This is a genomic window from Marivita sp. (genome assembly GCF_020055635.1).
GTDB lineage: Bacteria > Pseudomonadota > Alphaproteobacteria > Rhodobacterales > Rhodobacteraceae > Marivita.
On sequence record NZ_JAIPUT010000013.1, the window covers coordinates 1 to 20,498 of the forward strand.

28 protein-coding genes are annotated in these 20,498 nt (G+C 63.2%); 20 read left to right on the top strand and 8 right to left on the bottom strand.

Going from position 1 to position 20,498, the window contains the following annotated elements:
• The coding region (locus LCF60_RS08525; protein ID WP_292291108.1) for a hypothetical protein at positions 1-476 on the top strand (476 nt) is incomplete at its 5' end.
• A gap of 88 nt (positions 477-564) precedes the next feature.
• Here LCF60_RS08525 and LCF60_RS08530 read toward each other — a convergent pair.
• Positions 565-765, bottom strand: coding sequence for a DUF1127 domain-containing protein (locus LCF60_RS08530; protein ID WP_292291109.1), 201 nt, complete (start codon positions 763-765; stop codon positions 565-567).
• Positions 766-993: 228 nt separating this feature from the next.
• Here LCF60_RS08530 and ruvC point away from each other — a divergent pair, with 228 nt between their 5' ends.
• Genes ruvC through ruvB form a run of 3 tightly spaced genes read left to right on the top strand, consistent with a single transcriptional unit; the run spans position 994 to position 3,179 of the window.
• Complete coding sequence (gene ruvC / locus LCF60_RS08535) at positions 994-1,479, top strand: crossover junction endodeoxyribonuclease RuvC (RefSeq protein WP_292291110.1); 486 nt, start codon at positions 994-996, stop codon at positions 1,477-1,479.
• Positions 1,476-2,147 carry a Holliday junction branch migration protein RuvA gene (ruvA, locus tag LCF60_RS08540; protein ID WP_292291111.1) on the top strand — a complete coding sequence of 224 codons (672 nt, stop codon included), beginning with the start codon at positions 1,476-1,478 and terminating at the stop codon, positions 2,145-2,147. The genes ruvC and ruvA overlap by 4 nt, the downstream gene beginning before the upstream one ends.
• Positions 2,148-2,150: 3 nt before the next feature.
• Entirely contained in the window at positions 2,151-3,179 is a 1,029-nt protein-coding gene (gene ruvB / locus LCF60_RS08545; protein WP_292291113.1) for a Holliday junction branch migration DNA helicase RuvB, read from the top strand.
• Between the two features lie 142 nt (positions 3,180-3,321).
• Here ruvB and LCF60_RS08550 read toward each other — a convergent pair whose 3' ends face one another.
• Positions 3,322-3,870: a PRC-barrel domain-containing protein gene (locus tag LCF60_RS08550; protein WP_292291114.1), complete on the bottom strand. Its 549-nt coding sequence runs from the start codon at positions 3,868-3,870 to the stop codon at positions 3,322-3,324.
• Between the two features lie 244 nt (positions 3,871-4,114).
• On the opposite strand from LCF60_RS08550, the gene LCF60_RS08555 reads away from it, so the two are divergent.
• Together LCF60_RS08555 and LCF60_RS08560 are read left to right on the top strand one after the other, a co-directional pair.
• Entirely contained in the window at positions 4,115-4,300 is a 186-nt protein-coding gene (locus LCF60_RS08555) for a PLDc N-terminal domain-containing protein (protein ID WP_292291115.1), read from the top strand.
• 264 nt (positions 4,301-4,564) lie between these two features.
• Entirely contained in the window at positions 4,565-6,160 is a 1,596-nt protein-coding gene (locus tag LCF60_RS08560) for a phospholipase D-like domain-containing protein (RefSeq protein ID WP_292291116.1), read from the top strand.
• Here LCF60_RS08560 and LCF60_RS08565 read toward each other — a convergent pair.
• A complete protein-coding gene (locus LCF60_RS08565) occupies positions 6,157-7,242 on the bottom strand; it encodes an AI-2E family transporter (protein WP_292291118.1) in 1,086 nt (361 codons plus the stop codon). The two genes, LCF60_RS08560 and LCF60_RS08565, sit on opposite strands and share 4 nt — an antisense overlap.
• A 64-nt stretch (positions 7,243-7,306) precedes the next feature.
• Positions 7,307-8,038, bottom strand: a complete 732-nt coding sequence (locus LCF60_RS08570; protein WP_292291120.1) for a Crp/Fnr family transcriptional regulator — start codon at positions 8,036-8,038, stop codon at positions 7,307-7,309.
• 95 nt (positions 8,039-8,133) lie between these two features.
• Here LCF60_RS08570 and LCF60_RS08575 point away from each other — a divergent pair, with 95 nt between their 5' ends.
• A complete protein-coding gene (locus LCF60_RS08575) occupies positions 8,134-8,520 on the top strand; it encodes a hypothetical protein (RefSeq protein ID WP_292291121.1) in 387 nt (128 codons plus the stop codon).
• 32 nt (positions 8,521-8,552) lie between these two features.
• On the opposite strand, the gene LCF60_RS08580 is transcribed toward LCF60_RS08575, so the two are convergent.
• Together LCF60_RS08580 and LCF60_RS08585 are read right to left on the bottom strand one after the other, a co-directional pair.
• A complete protein-coding gene (locus tag LCF60_RS08580; protein ID WP_292291123.1) occupies positions 8,553-8,909 on the bottom strand; it encodes a phage holin family protein in 357 nt (118 codons plus the stop codon).
• A 3-nt stretch (positions 8,910-8,912) separates the two neighbouring features.
• The gene (locus LCF60_RS08585) at positions 8,913-9,233 is read right to left on the bottom strand and encodes a hypothetical protein (protein ID WP_292291124.1); all 321 of its coding nucleotides are present in this window, start codon (positions 9,231-9,233) and stop codon (positions 8,913-8,915) included.
• 175 nt (positions 9,234-9,408) lie between these two features.
• Between LCF60_RS08585 and LCF60_RS08590 the strand changes: the two genes are divergently transcribed.
• Positions 9,409-9,579: a DUF1328 domain-containing protein gene (locus LCF60_RS08590; protein ID WP_292291125.1), complete on the top strand. Its 171-nt coding sequence runs from the start codon at positions 9,409-9,411 to the stop codon at positions 9,577-9,579.
• A 119-nt stretch (positions 9,580-9,698) separates the two neighbouring features.
• On the opposite strand, the gene LCF60_RS08595 is transcribed toward LCF60_RS08590, so the two are convergent.
• A complete protein-coding gene (locus LCF60_RS08595; protein WP_292291127.1) occupies positions 9,699-10,517 on the bottom strand; it encodes a response regulator in 819 nt (272 codons plus the stop codon).
• Positions 10,518-10,662: 145 nt separating this feature from the next.
• Between LCF60_RS08595 and LCF60_RS08600 the strand changes: the two genes are divergently transcribed.
• The 4 genes from LCF60_RS08600 (at position 10,663) to LCF60_RS08615 (ending at position 13,353) form a co-directional block, all read left to right on the top strand.
• The gene (locus LCF60_RS08600; protein ID WP_292291129.1) at positions 10,663-10,836 is read left to right on the top strand and encodes a NepR family anti-sigma factor; all 174 of its coding nucleotides are present in this window, start codon (positions 10,663-10,665) and stop codon (positions 10,834-10,836) included.
• Positions 10,833-11,387, top strand: a complete 555-nt coding sequence (locus LCF60_RS08605; protein WP_292291130.1) for an RNA polymerase sigma factor — start codon at positions 10,833-10,835, stop codon at positions 11,385-11,387. The genes LCF60_RS08600 and LCF60_RS08605 overlap by 4 nt, the downstream gene beginning before the upstream one ends.
• Positions 11,384-13,126, top strand: a complete 1,743-nt coding sequence (locus tag LCF60_RS08610) for a sensor histidine kinase (protein WP_292291131.1) — start codon at positions 11,384-11,386, stop codon at positions 13,124-13,126. Before LCF60_RS08605 ends, LCF60_RS08610 begins: the two co-directional genes overlap by 4 nt.
• Positions 13,127-13,209: 83 nt before the next feature.
• The gene (locus LCF60_RS08615; RefSeq protein WP_292291254.1) at positions 13,210-13,353 is read left to right on the top strand and encodes an entericidin A/B family lipoprotein; all 144 of its coding nucleotides are present in this window, start codon (positions 13,210-13,212) and stop codon (positions 13,351-13,353) included.
• A 71-nt stretch (positions 13,354-13,424) separates the two neighbouring features.
• On the opposite strand, the gene LCF60_RS08620 is transcribed toward LCF60_RS08615, so the two are convergent.
• Complete coding sequence (locus tag LCF60_RS08620) at positions 13,425-14,024, bottom strand: exopolysaccharide biosynthesis protein (RefSeq protein WP_292291132.1); 600 nt, start codon at positions 14,022-14,024, stop codon at positions 13,425-13,427.
• Between the two features lie 248 nt (positions 14,025-14,272).
• On the opposite strand from LCF60_RS08620, the gene LCF60_RS08625 reads away from it, so the two are divergent.
• From LCF60_RS08625 to tolB, 8 genes are all read left to right on the top strand, one after another.
• A complete protein-coding gene (locus tag LCF60_RS08625) occupies positions 14,273-14,788 on the top strand; it encodes a hypothetical protein (RefSeq protein WP_292291133.1) in 516 nt (171 codons plus the stop codon).
• A 125-nt stretch (positions 14,789-14,913) separates the two neighbouring features.
• The gene (locus LCF60_RS08630) at positions 14,914-15,552 is read left to right on the top strand and encodes a hypothetical protein (RefSeq protein WP_292291134.1); all 639 of its coding nucleotides are present in this window, start codon (positions 14,914-14,916) and stop codon (positions 15,550-15,552) included.
• A gap of 8 nt (positions 15,553-15,560) precedes the next feature.
• The gene (gene thpR / locus LCF60_RS08635; RefSeq protein WP_292291135.1) at positions 15,561-16,133 is read left to right on the top strand and encodes an RNA 2',3'-cyclic phosphodiesterase; all 573 of its coding nucleotides are present in this window, start codon (positions 15,561-15,563) and stop codon (positions 16,131-16,133) included.
• Between the two features lie 86 nt (positions 16,134-16,219).
• Entirely contained in the window at positions 16,220-16,666 is a 447-nt protein-coding gene (ybgC, locus tag LCF60_RS08640; protein WP_292291136.1) for a tol-pal system-associated acyl-CoA thioesterase, read from the top strand.
• Positions 16,667-16,817: 151 nt separating this feature from the next.
• A complete protein-coding gene (gene tolQ, locus LCF60_RS08645) occupies positions 16,818-17,513 on the top strand; it encodes a protein TolQ (protein ID WP_292291139.1) in 696 nt (231 codons plus the stop codon).
• A 3-nt stretch (positions 17,514-17,516) separates the two neighbouring features.
• A complete protein-coding gene (tolR, locus tag LCF60_RS08650) occupies positions 17,517-17,990 on the top strand; it encodes a protein TolR (RefSeq protein ID WP_292291141.1) in 474 nt (157 codons plus the stop codon).
• A gap of 10 nt (positions 17,991-18,000) precedes the next feature.
• Positions 18,001-19,137: an energy transducer TonB gene (locus tag LCF60_RS08655; RefSeq protein ID WP_292291143.1), complete on the top strand. Its 1,137-nt coding sequence runs from the start codon at positions 18,001-18,003 to the stop codon at positions 19,135-19,137.
• Positions 19,134-20,456 carry a Tol-Pal system beta propeller repeat protein TolB gene (gene tolB / locus LCF60_RS08660; protein WP_292291145.1) on the top strand — a complete coding sequence of 441 codons (1,323 nt, stop codon included), beginning with the start codon at positions 19,134-19,136 and terminating at the stop codon, positions 20,454-20,456. The genes LCF60_RS08655 and tolB overlap by 4 nt, the downstream gene beginning before the upstream one ends.
• Positions 20,457-20,498: the final 42 nt, after the last annotated feature.

Genomic DNA, 20,498 nt, shown 5'->3' on the forward strand with positions numbered 1-20,498 from the left:
ACTGTGAAAAACGTGGCCCAAATGTAGCCGAAATTTTGCCGAAATGTGGCAACTGCCTTGAAATTGCCACATTCCGAACGGAATTTAGTGTCCGGATTGGGCGGGGGTGTCTGATCTGGATGCCGAAAATGGATTACACGCGCCAAGACTTTGAACAACGTTGCATGCGGGTTGGTCGCATGCGCGAGCGTCTCTCGGACGGGTATATCACTGAAATCGGGTCGGACGGGTTGATCCGATGTCGGCCACGTCCAAGGCGCCCGAGCTACCGAGCTCCGTGGCGTGGCCTTTTTCTGTCAGTGATCACGATAATCTGCATCAAGGGTGCTCTTATCGCCCATCTGGGGATGAGCGATTACACCACTCGTGTGGAGCGCCTTGAAAAGGGAACGACGATAGATCGTGTCGGAGCGGTCCTGATGCATCCTGAACCGCTGTCGCTTGGCATTGCGAAAAAGCTGGGTCCATTCCTTTGACCGGATGAATGCCACTGCCGAAGAAAAGGCCCCGCGCCGGGGGACGGATGCGGGGCCTCTTCGAAGCAACCGTGCAGGTTGCTTGTTCTCATGCCCGTGCTGAAATCCGGGCGATGTCACCACGGCAGATTCCGATATCGTCAAGCTCGCGATCCGAAAGGCGGGACAGGGCGTTGCGCGTCACACGCTCGTCGTTCCAGTTTTTCAATGCCACAAGGGCACGACCAAGGGCATCGCCAAGAACGAAGGTCGGGGCGTTGTGCGGGCGGGTGGTGTCGATAGCAGCCATTGGATAAGCTCCTTTTGATGAATGACGGAATGTCGAGAGGCTCTGACCGGCATCTAGTCGCCCGCGCTTTGCCAAGCAAGTGAGCGCACTGCATAGTCCTTATGCAGTTCCTGCATGGGTCGTCACGGCTGCTTGCCCGACGCGGTCGGGATGCTCTGTCGACTTCCGCTTGGTGTCTGTTCCCCTTTCGTGCTAACCAATGAAAAAGACCAGAAAAGAGGGCAGGACATGCGGGTAATTGGTATAGATCCCGGTTTGCGCCAGATGGGCTGGGGCGTGATAGACGTGGATGGAAGCCGGCTTGCCCATGTGGCGAGCGGCATCTGTTCTTCGGGAGACGGGGAACTTGCGGCACGATTGCTTGAATTGCACCGGCAGCTGACAGAGGTCGTTGCGATTTACCGCCCGCATGCAGCCGCGGTCGAGCAGACTTTCGTAAACCGTGACGCGGCCGGCACGCTCAAACTCGGTCAGGCGCGCGGGGTTGCCCTCCTGGTACCGGCACAAGCCGGGCTGCCGATCGGGGAATATGCGCCCAACACCGTCAAGAAGACCGTGGTCGGTGTCGGTCACGCCGCAAAGGCGCAGATCCTGCACATGGTCCGCCTGCAATTGCCCGGTGCGGCACCTGACACTCCTGATGCGGCGGATGCGTTGGCCGTGGCGATCTGTCATGCGCACCATGTGCAGCCGGACCGGCGGGTGCGCGCATGATCGGCCGTATCGCAGGACGCATCGACTATCGTGCCCCCGATCACGTCCTCATTGATGTGGGCGGGCTTGGCTATCTTGTCCATTGTTCCGAGCGCACCCTTCAGGCCTTGCCGGCGGCGGGCGAGCATACGGCACTCTATACCGATCTCGTGGTGCGGGAGGATCTGATGCAACTCGTCGGCTTCACGACACTGGTCGAAAAGGAATGGCACCGCCTCCTGACCGGTGTGCAGGGCGTCGGAACGAAGGCTTCCCTGGCCATACTCGGATCTCTTGGTCCCGACGGTGTCGCGCGGGCGGTTGCGCTTGGTGACTGGAACGCCGTGAAGGTTGCGAAAGGGATCGGACCAAAGACCGCGCAGCGCGTCGTCAATGAACTCAAGGACCGCGCCGCCGAAGTTATGGCAATGGGCGGACCGGGCGGTGGCGCGCAGGCAGCGCCGGGGGTGACGGGGGACACGGATTCGATGCCTTCGGCCACGTCGGCGAGTCCGCCACCGGAGGCCGGCACGAACGCACAGGCTGAGGCGCTTTCGGCTCTCACCAACCTCGGGTACGGGCCCGGGGACGGCGCGGCGGCTGTGGCCCGAGTGGCTGGCGATAATCCCGGCGCCGATACCGCGGTTCTGATACGATCGGCTCTCAAGATTTTGGCGCCAAAGGAATAAGACATGTCCGACCCGGATCCGACCCTGCGTCCCGATCCCTTGCCCGAGGACACAGACCGCTCGCTCCGGCCGAAATCCATGGATGCGTTCATCGGTCAGGCCGAGGCGCGCGCCAACCTCAAGATATTCATCCAGTCGGCCCGGCAGCGCGGTGAAGCGATGGATCACACGCTGTTTCACGGACCACCCGGATTGGGCAAGACGACACTGGCGCAGATCATGGCGGCGGAACTCGGGGTCGGGTTTCGCATGACATCGGGGCCGGTCCTGGCGAAGGCTGGCGACCTGGCGGCGATATTGACCAACCTGGAGGCCCGAGACGTCCTGTTCATCGACGAGATTCATCGTCTCAACCCCGCGGTCGAAGAGGTTCTTTACCCCGCGCTGGAGGATTTCGAGTTGGATCTCGTGATCGGTGAAGGCCCCGCAGCGCGTACGGTTCGCATCGAATTGCAACCCTTTACGCTGGTCGGCGCCACCACCCGGCTGGGCCTGCTGACAACGCCTTTGCGCGATCGGTTCGGGATTCCCACGCGGCTCGAGTTCTACAGCACCGAAGAGCTGCACGAGATCGTCACGCGCAATGCCGATCTGATGAGAACACCGGCAGAGCCGGAAGGCGCCCGGGAAATCGCGCGCCGATCGCGCGGGACTCCTCGTATCGCCGGACGGCTGCTCCGGCGCGTTGCCGATTTCGCGGTGGTCGAGGGGGATGGCCGGATAACGCGCGCCCTTGCCGACGGTGCGCTGACACGTCTGGGGGTTGACGGTTTGGGCCTCGACGGCGCCGACCGCCGGTATCTTCGTCTGATCGCAGAGGCTTACCAGGGTGGCCCTGTCGGGATAGAGACGATCGGCGCGGCCCTGAGCGAAAGCCGGGACGCGCTCGAGGAGGTGATCGAGCCCTTCCTGCTGCAACAGGGGCTGATCCAGCGCACGCCGCGCGGGCGGATGCTGGCGCAGGGGGGATGGCACCATCTGGGCATGGCCGCGCCCAATGGGCCGGGGCAACCGGGCCTGTTCGGCAAGTAGGCGGCCTGCGGTTTTTCGCGGCAAGGCCGGGGGGCCAGCCCCCCGGGACCCCCAAGGTATTTGAGGCCAGATGAAGGGTGGGACGAAAACGCCCCCGCACATCACTGCTGGGGCGCAAGCGTGCCTGTGGCTAAAGTGAAGGTCAGCTTTCTTCCCAGGCATCCATGTTTTCGAGATCGTCCTCGCTGTGGTTGACCGAGGCGCGCAGCGCGTCGCCGGTTTCATCACGCTTGAGATTGACCTTGTTGAAATCCAGAGCGACGGGTTTTTCGGCGATACCGAGGAAGCCGCCGACATCGATCACGATCTTGGTGATCTCACCATCGTCACCGATGACAAGATCCGAGATGTCGCCGAGGCTTTCGCCCGAGGGACCATTGACGGTCAGGCCCTGGATATCCTCGGCGGTCAGCGCCGCGCGGTCTTCGGTCGTGAGCTCGGTGCTGTCCATCGCGCCTTCGGTCATATCGGTTTCCGGGGCGTCCATCGCGCTCTCGGATGTGCCGGTATCCGCGCTTTCGGTGTACGAACCGCCGGTTGCGGAGTCGTCGGTCGCGGTCATATTGCTGTCGGTGGTGGTTTCTTCCATCTGCGTCTGATCCGTGGTCTCTTCGTCGGTGCTCTGCGATTGAGCGAGAACGGGAGACGCGGCGAGTGCGGCGATAGCCGTCGTGGCGAGAATGCGTTTCATGTTCAGTCTCCTGTGCAAATATCTGTTCGGCGCCGCGTGATGCGGCGTCCTGACCTGTCAACATTCCCGAGCGGCGAAGGTTTCCCCCGGCCCTCAAAAAATTCATGCGGATGGTTTTGGAACCGTTGCGCCCTGATGGCGTTCTCAGACCGCGGGTCCACGCATTCTTGTGGCGCCGTATGCCGGATCACGGCCCGAGGCCGCGCCGGAGCGATGGGAATGGTCAGGAACAAGGAGACGCACCATGCTCGAGATCAGTGGAATCGGCGGGATCATCATTCTGATCCTGAATGTCTGGGCCATCGTATCGATTGTCGGCTCTGCTGCATCGACCGGAGGGAAAGTGCTTTGGGTGCTTTTGGTGCTGTTGCTGCCGTTGATCGGCTTCTTGATCTGGCTGGTGGCCGGGCCGCGTTCGGTGCGGGCCTGAGGCGGAGCGCGGAAAAATAATCCTGCGCGACGGGAACCATGTCCGGGCGGCGGCGTTGATATCATGAAGCCAGCGTTTGATGCTTTCGCTGCCTCTTCCGGGTCGGCCAATCCCCAAGTGTAGGCGGGCCCAGAAGCACCCCTACTGTCCCTCGGGTGCCTGCCCCCGTCTGAAATATGGCGGGGGCTTTTTTCAGGGTGTCCGGCGGATTTGACTGGCATGGCAGGCGGAACGCCGCGCCGCTAGCGGGAGATCAGAACAGACATGAAAGCAGCCCAGGACCCAGATCATGCGCCGCGCGAAGGCGCGCAAGGCGGTGAGGCGATCACCGGTCTTGAGGTGCTGGTGACCGCGCAAGAGGCCTATCCGGCGCTGGAGCGGGCCTTTCTTGCCGCGCGCGAGGAGGTTTCGGCGAGTTTCCGGATTTTCGATCTGTCGACGCGGCTGCGATCCAAGGAGGCGCGGGCGCTGGGCGAGACCTGGTTCGATCTGTTCATCCATACGCTCGAACGGGGTGTTGCGATCCGGCTGGTGGTGTCGGATTTCGATCCGGTGGCGGCGCCTGACCTGCATCGGAAGGCGTGGCGCACGCAGCGCCAGATCGCCACGGTGCGCGAATTGTGCCGCGCGGATGTGCGCCTGTCATTTGTCGCAGCGCTGCATAGCGGGCGCACCGGGGCGGTGCCGAGGGTGCTGTTCTATCCGCTGGTTCGCAAGAAGCTCAACGCGCTGGCGCAGTCATGGCGCGCCATGACGCTGGCGCAGCGCACGCAGTTCAGGGCGGAAACGCCGCGTCTGCGCGATCTTTGCCGGGAGGATGAAAAGGGCGAGCTGAGGTTTCGGGCGCGGCTGGTCGATCTGCATCCGGCGACGCATCATCAGAAGCTGGCGGTGTTCGATCGCAGCACGGTCTATATCGGCGGGCTGGACCTCAATGAGCGGCGGTTCGACACGAAAGGGCATGACCGCGCCGCGCGCCATACATGGCATGACATCCAGCTTATTGCGACGGGGCCGGTGGCGGCGGCGGCACAGGCGCATCTGGACGGCTTTCTCAGCAGTGTCGCCAATGCCGCATCCCCCGCGAGGCCGGCTGCGAGCGGTTTCCTGCGGACGCTGTCGCGGGTCTGTCCGGGGACGGTGCTGCGGGTCGCGCCGCGCCCGATCCTGCGAGAGATCGAGGCGCAGCATCTGAGGGGCGTGCAAGGGGCCGAGCGGCTGATCTATCTGGAGACCCAGTTCCTGCGGCACATGCCTCTGGCGCGCGCGCTGGCGCGGCGGGCGCGGCGCTGTCCGGGACTGCGGCTGATCGTGGTGTTGCCCGCCGCCCCTGAGGATGTGGCCTTTGCCAGCAGCCGGGGGCTTGATGCGCGCTTTGGCGAGCATCTGCAACTGCGCTGTCTTGAGCGGCTGAAGGCCGCTTTCGGGCCGGATCGTGTGTTGATCGCCTCGCCGGTGCAGCCGCATATCCGCGAAAGCGGGGCGCGTGACACGCTCAAGCGCGCCCCCCTGATCTATGTGCATTCGAAAGTATCGATCTTCGACAATAGCGGCGCGATCGTGTCCTCGGCCAATCTCAACGGGCGCAGCCTGCGCTGGGACAGCGAGGCGGGGTTACACCTGACGCGGGCCGATCAGGTCAGCGAGCTGCGCCGCCGCGTGATGGGCCATTGGCTGCCCGAGGATGCCGGGGCAGAGTATCTTGACCAAGAGACCGCATTCGACAACTGGCGGCAACTGGTCGAGTTCAACAGCGCGTCGCCGCCGCATGTCAGGCGCGGGTTTCTTGTGGGCTATGAATCGGCGGCCGCGCGCGAGGTCGCCGCACCGGTGCCGGGTATGCCCGAGGAGATGGTTTAGCGCGCGGTCTTGTCGGGGGCCGGGGGTGCGGTGCCATCGTCGGTGTCGTCATCGGGGCTGGTGTCGAAGACGTTGAGCATGACCAGCGCGATCACCAGAACCGGGATCGCGATGATCCCGCCGATCGGCCCCCACATCCAGAGCCAGACCACCAGCGACACGAAGATCAGAAGCGGGTTGACCGAAATGTGCCGGCCCAGAAAGGCGGGTGTCGCGAATTGCGCCTCGATCATGTTGAGGCTGAGGAAGATCGCCGCGGGCAGAAATGTCATGAGCCCGTCGAACGCCACAAGCCCGGCAACCAGAAGGCCGCCCGTCACCATCATCGGCCCCATGTAGAGGATGAAATTCGCCAGCGCCGCCGTCAGACCCCAGATCAGCGGCCCCGGCAGCCCGATCAGCGCCAGAGCCCCCGCGAGAGCCGTGCCAAGTGTGGCGTTGATTACCGTGATCGTGAGGAAATAGCGCGAGACGAGCCGCTCGGCCCGAGTGAAACGTTGCAGGATGACGTCGGTATCCGATTCATCACCGATCCATTGCGAGAGCCAGCTATAGATGCTTTTGCGCGTCAGAAGAAAGAAGAACAGCACGCCGCCGAAGATCAGGGCCTGGGTCAGGAGCAGAGGGGCCAGGAACAGCGCCTGGGTCAGGCTCGGCATGTCCGGGGCGCTGCCCGATTCATCCTTGTCCGAGCGCGCGCCGAGCGCTTCTTCGACCTCGCGGTTCATTTCGGCGAGGCCCTGGATCAGGCTGCGGAACTCGTTGACCAGCGAGCGCAGCTCCCATTTGATCCGTGGCAGTTCCCCGGCGATCCGCCAGATCAGCGGTTCGGTGAGAAACGCAAGCGTGGCGATCGCGAGGACACCCAGCAGCAGAACCGCCGCCGCCGATAGGCCACGCGGCAGGCCGATGCGTTCAAGGAAATCGGTGAAGGGGGCGAGGATCACGCCGATCACCAGCCCCAGAAGCATAGGCGCAAGGATGTCGCCTCCGGTTCTGAGGATGGCAAAGCCGAGTGCGGCGATAACCAGATATGCCGCAAGGTGCAGAACCGGGTCGCGGGGCGAGGTGAGGTTGTACATGGGGGATCAACGCGCGCCGCATGCGCAAGGTTCCCGCCATGAGCGCCCGGATTACGGGCCTTCGTCAGATCAGTGGCCTTGGCATCGGGCTGCGCGAGGGGTCGACCCCGGCAATCCCGCAGAGCAGGTCGTAATCCAGCACTTCGAGCTGCCCGTTTGTCCACCGTGCCGCGCCGCCTTTGCGCAGGTGTTGCAGGGTCTTGTTGGTATGGACAAGCGAGAGGCCCAACGCGTCGGCCAGATCCTGCTGCCTGTAGGGCAGGGGCATCCGGCCATTGTCGGCGAGCCCCAGCGCGGCACAGCGGTCATGCAGGCGGATAAACGCGCAGGCGATGCGTCTGAGCCCGCTCATATGCCCGACGATGGCGAGGTTTTCGCCCAGAAGGTGCTCTTCGATCGCCGCCAGCCAGGTCAGGTCATAGGCGCGTTCAGGACAGTCGCGAAACAGCCGCCAGAGGTTTTTGCGGTCGAACACGCAGAGCTTCATCGGGGTGGCCGCTTCGACCGAATGCTGCATTTCCTTCATGACCCCGGCCTGAAGGCCGATGAAATCGCCGGGCAGGACGAAATTGATCACCTGCCGTTCACCGGATTTCAGCGTCTTGTAGCGTAGTCCCATCCCTTTGAGTGCGGTATAGAGCTGGGGGCTGTTGGCGCCTTCCAGCATCAGGGTGGTTCCCGCATCGACCATCAATTCGCCGGTCTTGAACCGCCGCATGAAATCCAGTTCCTGCTCCTTCATCGGTGAGAAAAAGGAGCGTGGGCGCAGCGGGCAGTTCAGACAGTCGGTGGTCATAAAAATTCTCTGTGTTATGTCCTATTTTAATGCATCGAGCCGCCGCAGGTTCCACATTGTGTTGAACCTGTTGATAGAAGAACCTGAAATTGAACATGTCTCATAGTGATACCCTTCAACCGGCAGCACCGGTCTATATTGTTCTGGAAAGCAACGCGCTGATCGCCGAGGACATCATCGGATCGCTCAGGGCGACCGGCCCGTGCCGGGTGATTCGCGCTGATCGCGCCGAGGAACTGGCCCCCAGTCTCGACAAGGAAGCGATGGTGACTGCTGCCTTTCTGGAAATGCCCTATCGCGAGCTTATGAAGTCCGATCTGCACCAGAGCCTGGCCGAAAGCGGTGCGAAGATCATCCTGACCATCGGCGAGGATGACGAGAGCGTCGTGCGCCAGCAGGGCTGGGGGATGCTGGTGCGCCCCTTCACCGAAGAGATGATCCGCGAAGCGCTATTGCCGCAGCGGGAGTCGGGCGCGCCCTGAGCGCGGCGGCGGTCGCCGCCACACCCAACTGTTCATCTGCGCGGATCGCGCGCGGCGCGCCCGGCCTGCATGCCGGTCGCGAAGCCTTCGGCGATCTGCACGAAGGGGTCTTGTCGCGCGGGCGCGTCGGCAGCAGGCCGAGGCGCTTCGGAAGAGCCGCCGACGGGCTGGCGCCCCAGCGCCATAAAGCCGAGCCCGAGGATCAGGTAGAGCGCGCCGATCGCCACGAATGCAATCAGAGCGCCCTCATAGGCGGCGATCACAATCCACAGACCCGCCGTCAGGAAGCCGAGCCCGATGATTGCAAAGATCACGCCGATCATCGCAAAAGCAGCCGAGCGCGCCGCTTGGCGCGCCCGCGTTTCGATACCAGTCAGAAAACCCGGCATGCGTTACTTCCGCCCGGTGATGAAGCCCAAAAGAAAGCCCATGCCGACCGCAAGACCCATGGCGGCGGCAGGTTGACTGCGTACGGCATCGGCGGCCTGGTGGCCCATTTCCTCGGCCTGATATTGCGCCGAATGCAATTGCTGCTGGCCCGCATCGCGCAGGTCGGCAGCCTTGCGGCGCGCGCCATTGACAGCCGAGTCACCCGATTGGCGGCCAAGGTCGTATAGCGTCTGCGAAATGGTCGAGATATCGGATCTCAGCGTGGCGATCTGTTCGGAAAGCTGCTCGATATCCGCGTCCGAAGTGTTCTTCGCTTGTGCCATTGCGATCTCCTTTCTTTGCTTGTGTTCCATCTTCAACGTCCGCGGCGGCGCTGGGTTCCATGCGGCCCCATGCGAATACCGGGTGTCCGGGAAAAGCCGGATTTTCGGGAACCAAGGGTCGGGTTCAGCGGTTTCAGGGGTATCGCAAACCGATTGATTGCAAAGGAGAATACCGATGCTTTATTGGGCACTGCTGTTTTTCATCGTCGCGCTGGTCGCGGGGGTTTTCGGATTTGGCGGGATCGCTTCGGCTTCGGCCGGGATCGCTCAGATCCTGTTCGTGATCTTCCTGGTCCTGTTCGTCGTCGCACTGGTTGCGCGCGCGCTGCGGGGACGGACCCCGTGACGGGCGAGCGGGAACTGGCGAGCGGGCGCAGAGAGTTTGAACCGCCCTGAAATCTGAAAAGCCCTGCGCGCGCTGACGTGCAGGGCTTTCCTTTGACAGTGCGGCGAATTCTTCCGGCGTCAGGCCTGAAGCGTCTCGGTGCTGGTGAAGAACATCGCCTGGCTCACCGCCGATTGCACCTGTTCTTCGGAATATGGCTTGGTGATGAGGAAGGCGGGTTCGGGGCGCTCACCGGTCAGGAGGCGCTCGGGGAAGGCGGTGATGAACACCACCGGCATATCGCCCAATTCCTCAAGTATATGGTTCACCGCGTCGATGCCCGAGGATTTGTCGGCCAGTTGGATATCGGCCAGAATCATGTCGGGCGGGTCGTGACGCGCCAGTTGGACGGCCTCGTCGCGTGTGCGGGCGACGCCGGTGACTTTGTGGCCGCTGCCTTCGACGATGGCACGTATATCCATTGCGATGATCGCCTCGTCCTCGATCAGCATGATGTTGCCGCGGATGGACTGTGCCATTTCCTTGCGGGCGATGGCGATCAGGTCTTCGGCCTCGGCGGGCTCGACGCCGACGATCTCGGCGATGTCGGGCGTGGTGAAGCCTTCGATACTGTGCAGCAACAGCGCCTCGCGGGTGTTGCGGGTCAGGCCCGAAAGGCGTTTCTGGGCACGCGCTTCGGGCGAGCCATCTTCGTCGGCGTCATCCACGGGTGAGCCCGACGACACCCAAATCCGGTTGAATGCCCTGAACAGCGCCACCTTCGGCGACAGGCCGGACTGAAAGATTTCCTGATCCTCAAGCAGAGCCTCGAGCGTGGCGGCGGCGTAATGGTCGCCGCTTTGCTGGCTGCCGGTCAGTGCGCGCGCATAGCGCCGCAGGAAGGGCAGCTCTTGGGCGATTTCCGCTGACATGTCGCGCCGGATGGTCGTTTCGGTCATGGGCTTCCTCGAAAAAAATTTCGTTTGCAGGGAACCAAACGCCGTCAGGCGTGTTAGGTTCCACGGTCGGGACGTAAAAAACGCGTCAGGCCCTGAATGGATCGCAGAACACAGTAAAATGGCAGAAAACAGCAGGACCTCAAAGTTGAACCAGCAGATAGACGACAATCTCAGACGCGTCTATTCGGACGCGTCAAGCGAGCCGGTTCCCGAACGGTTTACCAAGCTGCTGGAGCAACTGCGCCAGCAAGAACAGGGCGCGCGCGCCGAAGATCAGGACGAAGATCACCGGGCGGCGTCCGGGGATGACGACCATTGACCGACACGCAAGATCCAAGAGAGGAATTGATCGAGCATCTGCCCGCGATGCGGGCCTTTGCAATGAGCCTGACGCGCAATCCGGCGACGGCGGATGACCTTGTGCAGGACACGATCGTCAAGGCGTGGAGCAATTTCGACCGCTTTCAGCCGGGCACCAACCTGCGCGCCTGGCTGTTCACGATCCTGCGCAACACCTATTATTCCCTTTACCGCAAGCGTCGCCGCGAGGTCGAGGACCCCGAGGGGCAGATGGCGGGCGCGATATCGGAGAAACCGGCCCATGACGGGCATCTGGTGATGACCGATTTCCGCGAGGCCTTTGCCCAGTTGAGCGACGAGCAGCGCGAAGTGCTGATCCTGGTGGGCGCTGAGGGCTTTTCCTATGAGGACGCCGCAGAGATGTGCGGATGTGCGGTGGGCACGGTCAAGAGCCGCACCAACCGCGCACGCAAGCGGTTGGCCGAGCTCATGCATCTTGACGAGGATGAGGGCCTTGAGATGACCGATGCCGCCACGCTTGCCGTGGTGCAGGGAAATCCGGCTGCATGAGCGAGCCGCCACCGCGCAGAATGCTCAAGCCCGGTCTGGCCGTGCTTTTGGTGCTGGTTCTGAGCATCGCGATCCTGCCGCTTGGCCTGATATCGGTCTACCAGACATTGAAGGTGCTGGAGGAGCGTCGGTCATTGTCTGAAACCGCGTTGCTTGAACAGACCCAGCAGGCGGCGTCGGCGAGCCGCGAGGTGATCGGTTCCGCCGTCAGCGCGGCGGAGGCGCTGGCGCTGACGGTCTCGGCCTTCAGGGCGATTGACGGGCCTTGTGACGGGGTCATGCGGCGCATTGTCGAACAGTCACCCCATTACATGTTCGCAGGGTTCGTGGATGAGGATTTGCAACTGGTCTGCGCGTCGCGCGGCGAAGATCGCGATCTGACGGGGCTTGATGTCATCAAGACGCAACTGACCAGCCTCGACACCGAAATCCAGATGCAGCCGCTGTCGTTTCTGGGCGGAGCGGCCTCGGTCAATGTGATGGTGCCGGTCTTCGATGACGCGCAGTTCGTGGGCAAGGTGCTGATCGCGGTGCCGATCACGGCGCTCAATGCGTCACTGACGGGGCGCGCGCCGGATGTCGATCTGGTGCTGTTCCAGTCACAGGGCGAGATCATCGCGACACAGGATTTCAGCGATGACCGGCGCACGGTGCTGCCGATGAACACCACCCTTGGCGAATTGGCCGAACTGCCGCGCCATACGTTCCGCGAAGAAAACCGCGATGGCATGACACGTGACTTTGCCGTGGTGGCGATTGTGGACGGCAGCGTGTTCGCGCTGGGCAGTTGGGCGCCCCGCAGTCGCAGCCTGATCCTGCCGGGGTATGAAGAGGCGCTCGCGCTGTATTTTCCCATCATCATGTGGGTGATCGCCATCGGGGTGGCCTATGTCGGCGTGCATCGTCTGGTGATCCGCCACATAAGGCGGCTGCGGTCATGGATGCGCCTTTATGCGGCAGGGCGCGACGATCTTGAACAGGCGCGGCTGAACAATGCGCCCGAGGAACTCGAGGTCGTGGCCGAGGCGTTTCGCGCGATGACGCGGCGGCTTGACGAACAGGACCGCCGCCGCGATGAGGACTTGCAGGAAAAGACGGTTCTTCTGCGCGAAGTGCATCATCGGGTGAAGAACAATCTTCAGCTTATTTCCAGCATCATGAACATGCAGATCCGCGCCACGCGCAGTGAAGAGGCCAAGCATCTTTTGCGCCGCGTGCAGGACCGGGTGATGGCGCTGTCGGCGATACATCGCTACCTCTACATGGCGCGCAAGCTGTCGATGGTGCGCGCCGACAAGCTTTTGCAGGAGATCATCGAGCAGTTGGTGATCGTCGGAACGCTGGACGAGACCGGGCAACAGATCAAAGTCGCAACCGAGTTCGATCCGGTCGAGGTCGATCCGGATCAGTCGGTGCCGCTGTCGCTGCTGGCGGCCGAGGCGGCGATGAATGCGGTGAAATACAGCGGCGTCGTCAAGGGTGACGATGCCTGGATCAACATTGCCCTAAAGAATGTCGGGGAGGATGCGCTGTGCCTGAGCGTGGTGAATTCGCGCGCCCCGGCCAGCGAGGCGGAGACGGGTGATGATTCCGACGGGTCGGGCCTTGGGTCGCGCCTGATCGAGTCATTCGTGTCGCAACTGAACGGAGTGCTGGATATCAATGAACCAGAGGGGCGTTTCGAGTTGCATGTCACATTTCCGCGGGCATGGCCCGACATCCGCGCGAACGAGGACTGACGCGACCGATTCTGTGCGCCCCGGAACCTTTCCGCCCCGGTCGCGTTGATTCCGTGCAACATTGATCGGAGAGATTCATGACACTGAAGCCAGCTTTTCTTTTACCCTTGGTCGCGCTGACGACGCTCGGCGCTCTTGCCGCCTGCGAGACCGTCGAAGGTGCGGGCGAGGATATCGAAGCTGCGGGGCAGGCTGTCGGTCAGGCGGCCGAAGAGGCCGATGATTGACGATTGGTGCAAGGTCGCCCCCAGGCGCGGGCGGCCTTGGCCGTTTCCGGTTCGCATTGGCGTGCGTTGAATCAAAGTATGGTGGCCACACCGCCCACCGCCAGCGCCGCCAGCAGCATCCCCACCAGCACCAGCAGCCCGTCGCGCGCGAACATCCCCGCTGCAAGGACGCCGATGACCCCGCCGAGGATCGAGGAGGTGAAGGGCACCAGTTCCAGAAGCGGGATGATCGCGCCGAGAAAGAAGCAGACCGCCTGCGGCAGGATCGAGAACGGTGTCGTGACCAGCATGGAAAACCGTTGGCGCGTCATGTCATCAAGCCAGCGTGCCGGAATCCGAAACCAGTTGACGACCTTACAGGCGCGCTGCGAGCTCATGCTTCTTCGGCGCAGCCAGGCAGGCAGCCATAATGTCGGGCGGCGCAGCATCATCTGCGCCGAGACTGACGCGATGAGGATGCCGCAGACAGTCGTGAAGCCCGGAACGCCGCTGAGCGGCGAGACCAGTGCAAGCGCGGGCACCATCAGCAGCGGCGTATAGCTGGCATATCCGATGGCGTCGATCACCTCGCCCAGGCTGGAACTTTCGCCGTCAAGCGCGCGCTCGGCGGAATCGATCACTTCGATGGCCCCGAAGGACGCTTTCCGGCGTGAGTCTCGTGCGTTTCTCATGAAGCGCCAACGCGCGCATCGCGTTCCGGTTCCCACCGTGATTATGCGGGTCATCACGCGCCAAAGGCGGGTGTTTGCCAAAGCGCGGGCACGCAAGCTTATGAAATCAAATGAAAGATGTCATCTTTGCGGGTGGCAGCGTGGCGTCAGGAACCAAAGCCGACAGGTCGCGTTGACGCTCTGAACAACCGAGCATTGGGTCAACGCCATCCGGCGCAGCACCCTCTCGTGAATGAAAGGAGACGACCATGAAACTTCTTTGGAGCACCGCACTCTGCGCAGGCCTGGCATTGGGTGTCGCGCCCCTGAACGCCCAGGAAAAGACCCTCTCCGACGTTGACGTGACATCGGATCTGAGCGCATTCGAGGAAAGCAACGCGCTGGAATTCTGGCCCGACCTGACCGAGGACCTGGGCAAGGCGATCGCCTCGCATGTGAATATCGACGATCAGGCCGAAGCGCCGCGCATGGTGGTTGAGATCAACAACGTCGCCATCGACGGCGAGGCCGTCCTGCCGGAGTCGGGCGAGTTCAACCAGATCGAAGGCACGGTCGCCATGCATCCCTCGAGGAAGGCGGGCAGCAACACCGAAACGGATGCGGAACTGCCGCCCAAGGGCAGCTACGCGTTGAAGGTGAGCGCCAAGGCGGCCGAGGGCGAAGCGCCGGAAGGCTGGGTTATCATTCCGCCTTCGGAAGGTGATTTCTACAACGTTCTGATCAATGCCTATGCGATGGAAGTTGTCGAGCGGATAGACCAGTAGACATCCCTGGCTTTCATAAGGCCCAACGGAGTGATGATGATCCGCCGCGCCCTGAATCCGCGCGGCGGATTGTCGTTTGAGCGTCGCCTGTTTGCCTTGCCGCGCGGCTCTGGTATTCGGGCGCCATGAGCACGCATCTGACCCAAGACGCGATCACGCGGATGTTCACCGGCGCCGATGGCACCTATGCCTTTGCGCGTTGGGGTCGCCCCATTGCGCCCATCGTCTTCGGGGTCGAGGACAGCACGCTGGACGTGGTCAAGGGTGCGATCGAGGCGGTGGTCGCGCTGGCCGGTCACCAGATGGCCGAGACCGACCCCGAACTGGGCGTGAACCTGATGATCTTTTTCTTTCGTGACTGGCACGAACTGACCGAGCTGCCCGATCTTGACCGGCTGGTGCCCGATCTCGGGCCGCTTGTCGGGCGGCTGGAGGCGGCGGGGGCGAACCAGTATCGCATTTTCCGCTTTGACGAGGATGGCGCGATCAAGGCCTGTTTCGTGTTCCTGCGCATGGATGAGGACATGGCCGCGCTGCCCGCCGAGACGCTGGCCTTGAGCCAAGTGGTGCAAAGCGCGCTTTTGTGGTCCGAGACGGCCTTCCGTGATGCCTCGCCGCTGGCAAAGATGCCGGATAGCGGCACGGTGATCCTGCGCCCGGATATCGCCGCGCTGATCCGTGCGGCCTATGACCCCGCCATGCCCTCTGCCAGCCACGATGCCAGCCATGCCCTGCGCCTTGCCGCACGGGTGACGCCGCGATAGGGCGCGTGATGAGGCTGTTCGTTGCCATTGATCTGCCGCCGGTGACGCGCGCCGCGCTGACGCGGCTGCAAGGCGATCTGCGCGTCGGGCGCCATGCGGACCCCGATACATTCCATGTCACGCTGGCCTTTCTGGATGACCAGGACCTGCCATTAGCCGAGGCTGTCCACGAGACCCTTTCCGAAATCGATATGCCGGAGTTCACATTGCATATCAAAGGGCTAGACGTTTTCAACCGGGCGCGCCCGCGGCTTGTCTTTGCGGGCGTCGAGCGCAGCGATCCGCTGGTCGCGTTGCATCGCAAGGTGCGCAGCGCTTCGATGGAGGCGGGGATCGCGCTGCAGCGCCAGAGGTTTCGCCCGCATGTGACGCTGGCGCGCTTTCCCCGGGAAATGCCGCGCCATGAGCTGGACCGGCTGGGCGCATTTCTTGAGGCGCATGGCGATCTTGATCTTGAACCTTTCGAGGTGGCCGAGTTCGGGCTTTACCGTTCGATCCTTGGGCCGGACGGGGCGGTTCATGAGCGCCTTGCGGCATATGAGCTGCGCGACCGCGACGATCTGGAGCTGAAAACGCCTTGACCCCCGCGCCGGTTTGCGGCCCTCTGTCGCCGTAACGGTCGAGGCGCGGCGCAAGAACCGCCCGCCTGAATATCGCGGGGCAGGGAATGGCGAAGAAAAGCGGCGAGACCATCGACTTTTCAAAGGCGTCGGGGCCAAGGGGCGGTGAGCATGTCTTTGCGGTGCGGGTCTATTACGAAGACACCGACATGGCCGGTATCGTTTATTATGCCAATTACCTCAAGTACATAGAACGCGCCCGCAGCGATTGGGTGCGCGAGATGGGTGTTGATCAGAACGCGCTGCGCGACGAGGATGGCATCGTCTTTGCGGTGCGCCGCGTCGAGGCCGATTACCTGATCCCGGCGAGATTTGACGACATGCTGGAAGTGCGCACGCGCACCCTGGCGGTAACCGGCGCGCGGCTCATCATGGAGCAGGTTGTGATGCGCGGTGAAGAAACGCTGTTCAGTGCGGTGGTCACGGCTGTCTGCATCAACGAGGCGGGCCAGCCTGCGCGCCTGCCGGCCAATATCCGGCTTCTGCTGCACTAGGGACGTCCGGCGGTTATCCGCCGGAACCGCGCGGTTTGGCGAAAATCGTCACCGGTAACGCGGATGTTGTTGGCTTTCCCCTTGGAATTCGGATAGTTTCTTCCTCAATAAGGCCTGAAAACAAGGCCACCGAGAGAAAAGAGCAGGCAATATGGAAGCAGAAACCCTGGCATTGGCACAGGAGATTGATTTCTCCATGTGGGCGCTTTTTGCACGCGCCACCCTGATCGTGAAACTGGTGATGCTCATGCTGATCGTGGCCTCGTTCTGGGCATGGTCGATCATCATCCAGAAGCTGATCACTTATCGCAAGGCGCGTCGCGAGGCCGAGATTTTCGACCGCAGGTTCTGGTCGGGCGAGCCGCTCGATGAACTGTTCGAGGAGATCGGACCGGACCCGGCGGGGCAATCCGAGCGGATATTCGCCGCAGGCATGATGGAGTGGCGACGCAGTCACCGCACCGATGGCGCGCTGATCGCCGGGGCGACGGCGCGGATCGACCGGTCGATGGATGTCGCGATCGCCAAGGAAAGCGAGCAGTTGCAAAGCGGCTTGTCGGTGTTGGCCACAGTGGGGTCGACCGCGCCCTTCATCGGCCTGTTCGGCACGGTCTGGGGCATCATGAATGCCTTTATCGAGATCGCCGAGCAGCAGAACACCAACCTTGCCGTTGTCGCGCCCGGTATCGCCGAGGCGCTGCTGGCGACGGGGCTGGGTCTTCTGGCGGCCATCCCGGCGGTGATCTTCTATAACAAGCTGAGTGCCGATTGCGACCGGATCGTGGCCAATTACGAGGCCTTCGCGGACGAATTCGCAACCATCCTCAGCCGTCAGCTGGATTCCTGAGCGATGGTTGCAGGTGTCATTCAGAAATCGGGCGAGAACGGGCGCAGACGGCGCGGGCGCGGGCGTTCGCGCCCGATGGCCGAGATCAACGTCACGCCCTTTGTCGACGTGATGCTGGTGCTGTTGATCATCTTCATGGTGGCCGCGCCGCTGATGACGGTGGGCGTTCCCGTGGAGCTGCCCAAGACCGCCGCCAACGCCTTGCCGGGCGAGGAGGAAGAGCCGCTGTCGGTGACGATCACCAGCGAGGGCGTGGTGATGATCCAGACCACGGAAGTGGCGCGGGACGAGTTGATCGGACGGCTGCGCGCGATCGCCGCCGAGCGTGACAGCACGCGGGTCTATCTGCGCGCGGACGGTGTGGTTCCCTATGCGGATGTGATGCAGGTGATGGGTGCTCTCAATCGCGGCGGGTTTTCCAATATCGGGCTGGTGACGGATACCGGCGGGCCCGATCTGGACAACCGGGGCGGCTGAAGGCGCTGGCGTGAACACCGGGCAGATCATATCCGGGGCAGGGCATCTGGCTCTGATGGGCTGGGCGCTGTTCGGTGGCGCCTTTCAGTCCGAGCCGCTGCCGTTCCAGGTGACCGAGGTCACGGCCATATCGGCCGAGGAGTTCGCGGCGCTGAGCAATGCGCCGAACAATCCCGAGGCGGTGGCAAATGTGGATACGCCCGAACCGCCCGCCGAAGGCGAGGGGGTGCCCGAGCTGAGCGCGACCGAGGATGCAACGCCCGAGATGAGCCAGCCCGAAGCAAGCGAGACGCCGCCTGCAGATACCGTGCCCGAACCTCAGGAGCCGCCCGCGCCCCTGCCCGAGGCCGAGGTGAGCGATGCACCCCCCGTCCTGACGCCTCCCGAAGAGGATGTCGCGGCGCTGGTGCCCGAGGTGTCGCCGCGCCCGCAGCCGCGACCCGCGCCGCGTGTCGCGCCCGAGCCCGTGGCGCAGCCAGACCCGGATGTCGAGATCGACGAGGTCGATCAGCAGGAGACCACGCCCGATGCCGAGGCCGCCGAAACCGTCAAAGAGGACACCCGCGAGACCGCCCGCGAGGAAGCCACCACCGAGATCGTGACCGAGGCCGAGGAAAACGACCTGGCCAGCGCCGCGCCGACGCGATCGCCCCGGCCCCGCACGCGGCCCGAAACGCCCGCAACCGAAGCCGAACCCACACAAGACGCCCCGGCGCCGAGCGAGCCGGAAACAGACGAGAATGCGGTGAACAATGCGCTGGCCGAGGCGTTGGGGCAGGGCCAGGCGCAGACCGGCGGCACCGATCAGGGCGCGCCTTCGGGGCCGCCGCTGACGGCTGGCGAAAAGGATGCGCTGCGCGTGGCGGTGCAGAATTGCTGGAATGTGGGTTCGCTCAGTTCCGAGGCGCTGCGTACCACGGTGGTCGTCAGTGTCACCATGAGCGAGGATTCGCGCCCGGTGACCAGCTCGATCGAGATGCTGAGCGCCTCGGGTGGTAGCGGCAGCGCGGCCAAACAGGCTTACGAGGCGGCGCGGCGCGCGATCATCCGTTGCGGTGCGAGTGGCTTTAATTTGCCGAAAGACAAGTATGATCATTGGCGTGACATTGAAATGACGTTCAATCCGGAGAGAATGAGGATCAAATGAAGCATTACGTGATGACCCTCCTGGCGGCCCTCATGCTGTGGACGCTGCCCGCGGTGGCCCAGAACGGGCCGCTCCGGCTTGAACTGACCGAGGGCGTGATCGAACCGATGCCATTTGCGGTGCCGGAATTCGTCGCGGATGATGCCGCAGGGGCCGAGATGGGCCGCCGGATCGCCCAGGTCGTGGCGGCCGACCTGACCGGGACCGGGCTGTTCCGGGAGATTCCGCAGGATGCCTTCATCAGCCGTGTGACCAGTTTTTCGAGTCCCGTGCAATTCGCCGACTGGAAGGCGATAAATGCGCAGGCGCTGGTCACAGGGGCGGTGACACTGGACAGCACCGGCAAGCTGGTGGTGCGGTTCCGCCTTTATGATGTGTTCGCCGGTCAGGAACTGGGCGACGGGTTGCAACTGGTGGGCACGCAGGACGGCTGGCGGCGCATCGCGCACAAGGTGGCCGATCAGGTTTACAGCCGGATCACCGGCGAGGCGCCCTATTTCGACAGCCGTGTGGTGTTCGTTTCCGAAACCGGCCCCAAGGATCAGCGCGCCAAGCGGCTGGCAATCATGGATTACGACGGCGCGAATGTGAGCTACCTGACCGGTTCCTCGTCGATCGTGCTGGCGCCGCGCTTTTCGCCCAGTGGCGACCGCATCCTTTATACCAGCTACGAAAGCGGCTTTCCGCGGATATACGTTATGAATGTGGGGTCGGCGCAGCGCCGCGCGCTTGAGCAGCAGGAAGGCTCGATGAGTTTCGCGCCGCGCTTTGCGCCGGACGGGCGCACCGTTGTCTATTCGATGACACGCGGCGGTAATACCGACCTTTACAGCATGGATATCAACAGCGGCGCCGGCACGCGCCTGACCACGGCGCCCTCGATCGAGACCGCGCCCAGCTTCAGCCCCGATGGCCGCCGGATCGTGTTCGAATCCGACCGCTCGGGAAACCAGCAGCTTTACGTGATGCCGGCGAACGGCGGCGAGGCGCAGCGCATCAGCTTCGGGCAGGGGCGTTATGGCACGCCGGTCTGGTCGCCGCGCGGCGATCTGATCGCCTTTACCAAGCAATCCAAGGGCCGTTTTCATATCGGGGTGATGCGGGTCGATGGCAGCGAGGAGCGCTTGTTGACGGCATCCTTCCTGGAAGAGGGGCCGACATGGTCCCCGAACGGGCGCGTCATTATGTTCACACGCGAAACGCAGGGTGCGCAGGGCAGCGCCAGCCTCTATTCGGTGGACATCACGGGGCGAAACCTGCGCGAAGTGCCGACCGACACCGGAGCGAGCGATCCGTCGTGGTCGCCGTTGCAGGATTAGACGAGCCGCGGCGCTGCGCGCATTTCCAAGGCGTTGGCGCTG

Bases quoted from the DNA above. Each gene is read 5' to 3' on its own strand.
- LCF60_RS08530 (WP_292291109.1), bottom strand. From the start codon at position 765: ATGGCTGCTATCGACACCACCCGCCCGCACAACGCCCCGACCTTCGTT.
- ruvC (WP_292291110.1), top strand. From the start codon at position 994: ATGCGGGTAATTGGTATAGATCCCGGTTTGCGCCAGATGGGCTGGGGC.
- ruvA (WP_292291111.1), top strand. From the start codon at position 1,476: ATGATCGGCCGTATCGCAGGACGCATCGACTATCGTGCCCCCGATCAC.
- ruvB (WP_292291113.1), top strand. From the start codon at position 2,151: ATGTCCGACCCGGATCCGACCCTGCGTCCCGATCCCTTGCCCGAGGAC.
- LCF60_RS08550 (WP_292291114.1), bottom strand. From the start codon at position 3,870: ATGAAACGCATTCTCGCCACGACGGCTATCGCCGCACTCGCCGCGTCT.
- LCF60_RS08555 (WP_292291115.1), top strand. From the start codon at position 4,115: ATGCTCGAGATCAGTGGAATCGGCGGGATCATCATTCTGATCCTGAAT.
- LCF60_RS08560 (WP_292291116.1), top strand. From the start codon at position 4,565: ATGAAAGCAGCCCAGGACCCAGATCATGCGCCGCGCGAAGGCGCGCAA.
- LCF60_RS08565 (WP_292291118.1), bottom strand. From the start codon at position 7,242: ATGTACAACCTCACCTCGCCCCGCGACCCGGTTCTGCACCTTGCGGCA.
- LCF60_RS08570 (WP_292291120.1), bottom strand. From the start codon at position 8,038: ATGACCACCGACTGTCTGAACTGCCCGCTGCGCCCACGCTCCTTTTTC.
- LCF60_RS08575 (WP_292291121.1), top strand. From the start codon at position 8,134: ATGTCTCATAGTGATACCCTTCAACCGGCAGCACCGGTCTATATTGTT.
- LCF60_RS08580 (WP_292291123.1), bottom strand. From the start codon at position 8,909: ATGCCGGGTTTTCTGACTGGTATCGAAACGCGGGCGCGCCAAGCGGCG.
- LCF60_RS08585 (WP_292291124.1), bottom strand. From the start codon at position 9,233: ATGGCACAAGCGAAGAACACTTCGGACGCGGATATCGAGCAGCTTTCC.
- LCF60_RS08590 (WP_292291125.1), top strand. From the start codon at position 9,409: ATGCTTTATTGGGCACTGCTGTTTTTCATCGTCGCGCTGGTCGCGGGG.
- LCF60_RS08595 (WP_292291127.1), bottom strand. From the start codon at position 10,517: ATGACCGAAACGACCATCCGGCGCGACATGTCAGCGGAAATCGCCCAA.
- LCF60_RS08610 (WP_292291131.1), top strand. From the start codon at position 11,384: ATGAGCGAGCCGCCACCGCGCAGAATGCTCAAGCCCGGTCTGGCCGTG.
- LCF60_RS08620 (WP_292291132.1), bottom strand. From the start codon at position 14,024: ATGAGAAACGCACGAGACTCACGCCGGAAAGCGTCCTTCGGGGCCATC.
- LCF60_RS08625 (WP_292291133.1), top strand. From the start codon at position 14,273: ATGAAACTTCTTTGGAGCACCGCACTCTGCGCAGGCCTGGCATTGGGT.
- LCF60_RS08630 (WP_292291134.1), top strand. From the start codon at position 14,914: ATGAGCACGCATCTGACCCAAGACGCGATCACGCGGATGTTCACCGGC.
- thpR (WP_292291135.1), top strand. From the start codon at position 15,561: ATGAGGCTGTTCGTTGCCATTGATCTGCCGCCGGTGACGCGCGCCGCG.
- ybgC (WP_292291136.1), top strand. From the start codon at position 16,220: ATGGCGAAGAAAAGCGGCGAGACCATCGACTTTTCAAAGGCGTCGGGG.
- tolQ (WP_292291139.1), top strand. From the start codon at position 16,818: ATGGAAGCAGAAACCCTGGCATTGGCACAGGAGATTGATTTCTCCATG.
- tolR (WP_292291141.1), top strand. From the start codon at position 17,517: ATGGTTGCAGGTGTCATTCAGAAATCGGGCGAGAACGGGCGCAGACGG.
- tolB (WP_292291145.1), top strand. From the start codon at position 19,134: ATGAAGCATTACGTGATGACCCTCCTGGCGGCCCTCATGCTGTGGACG.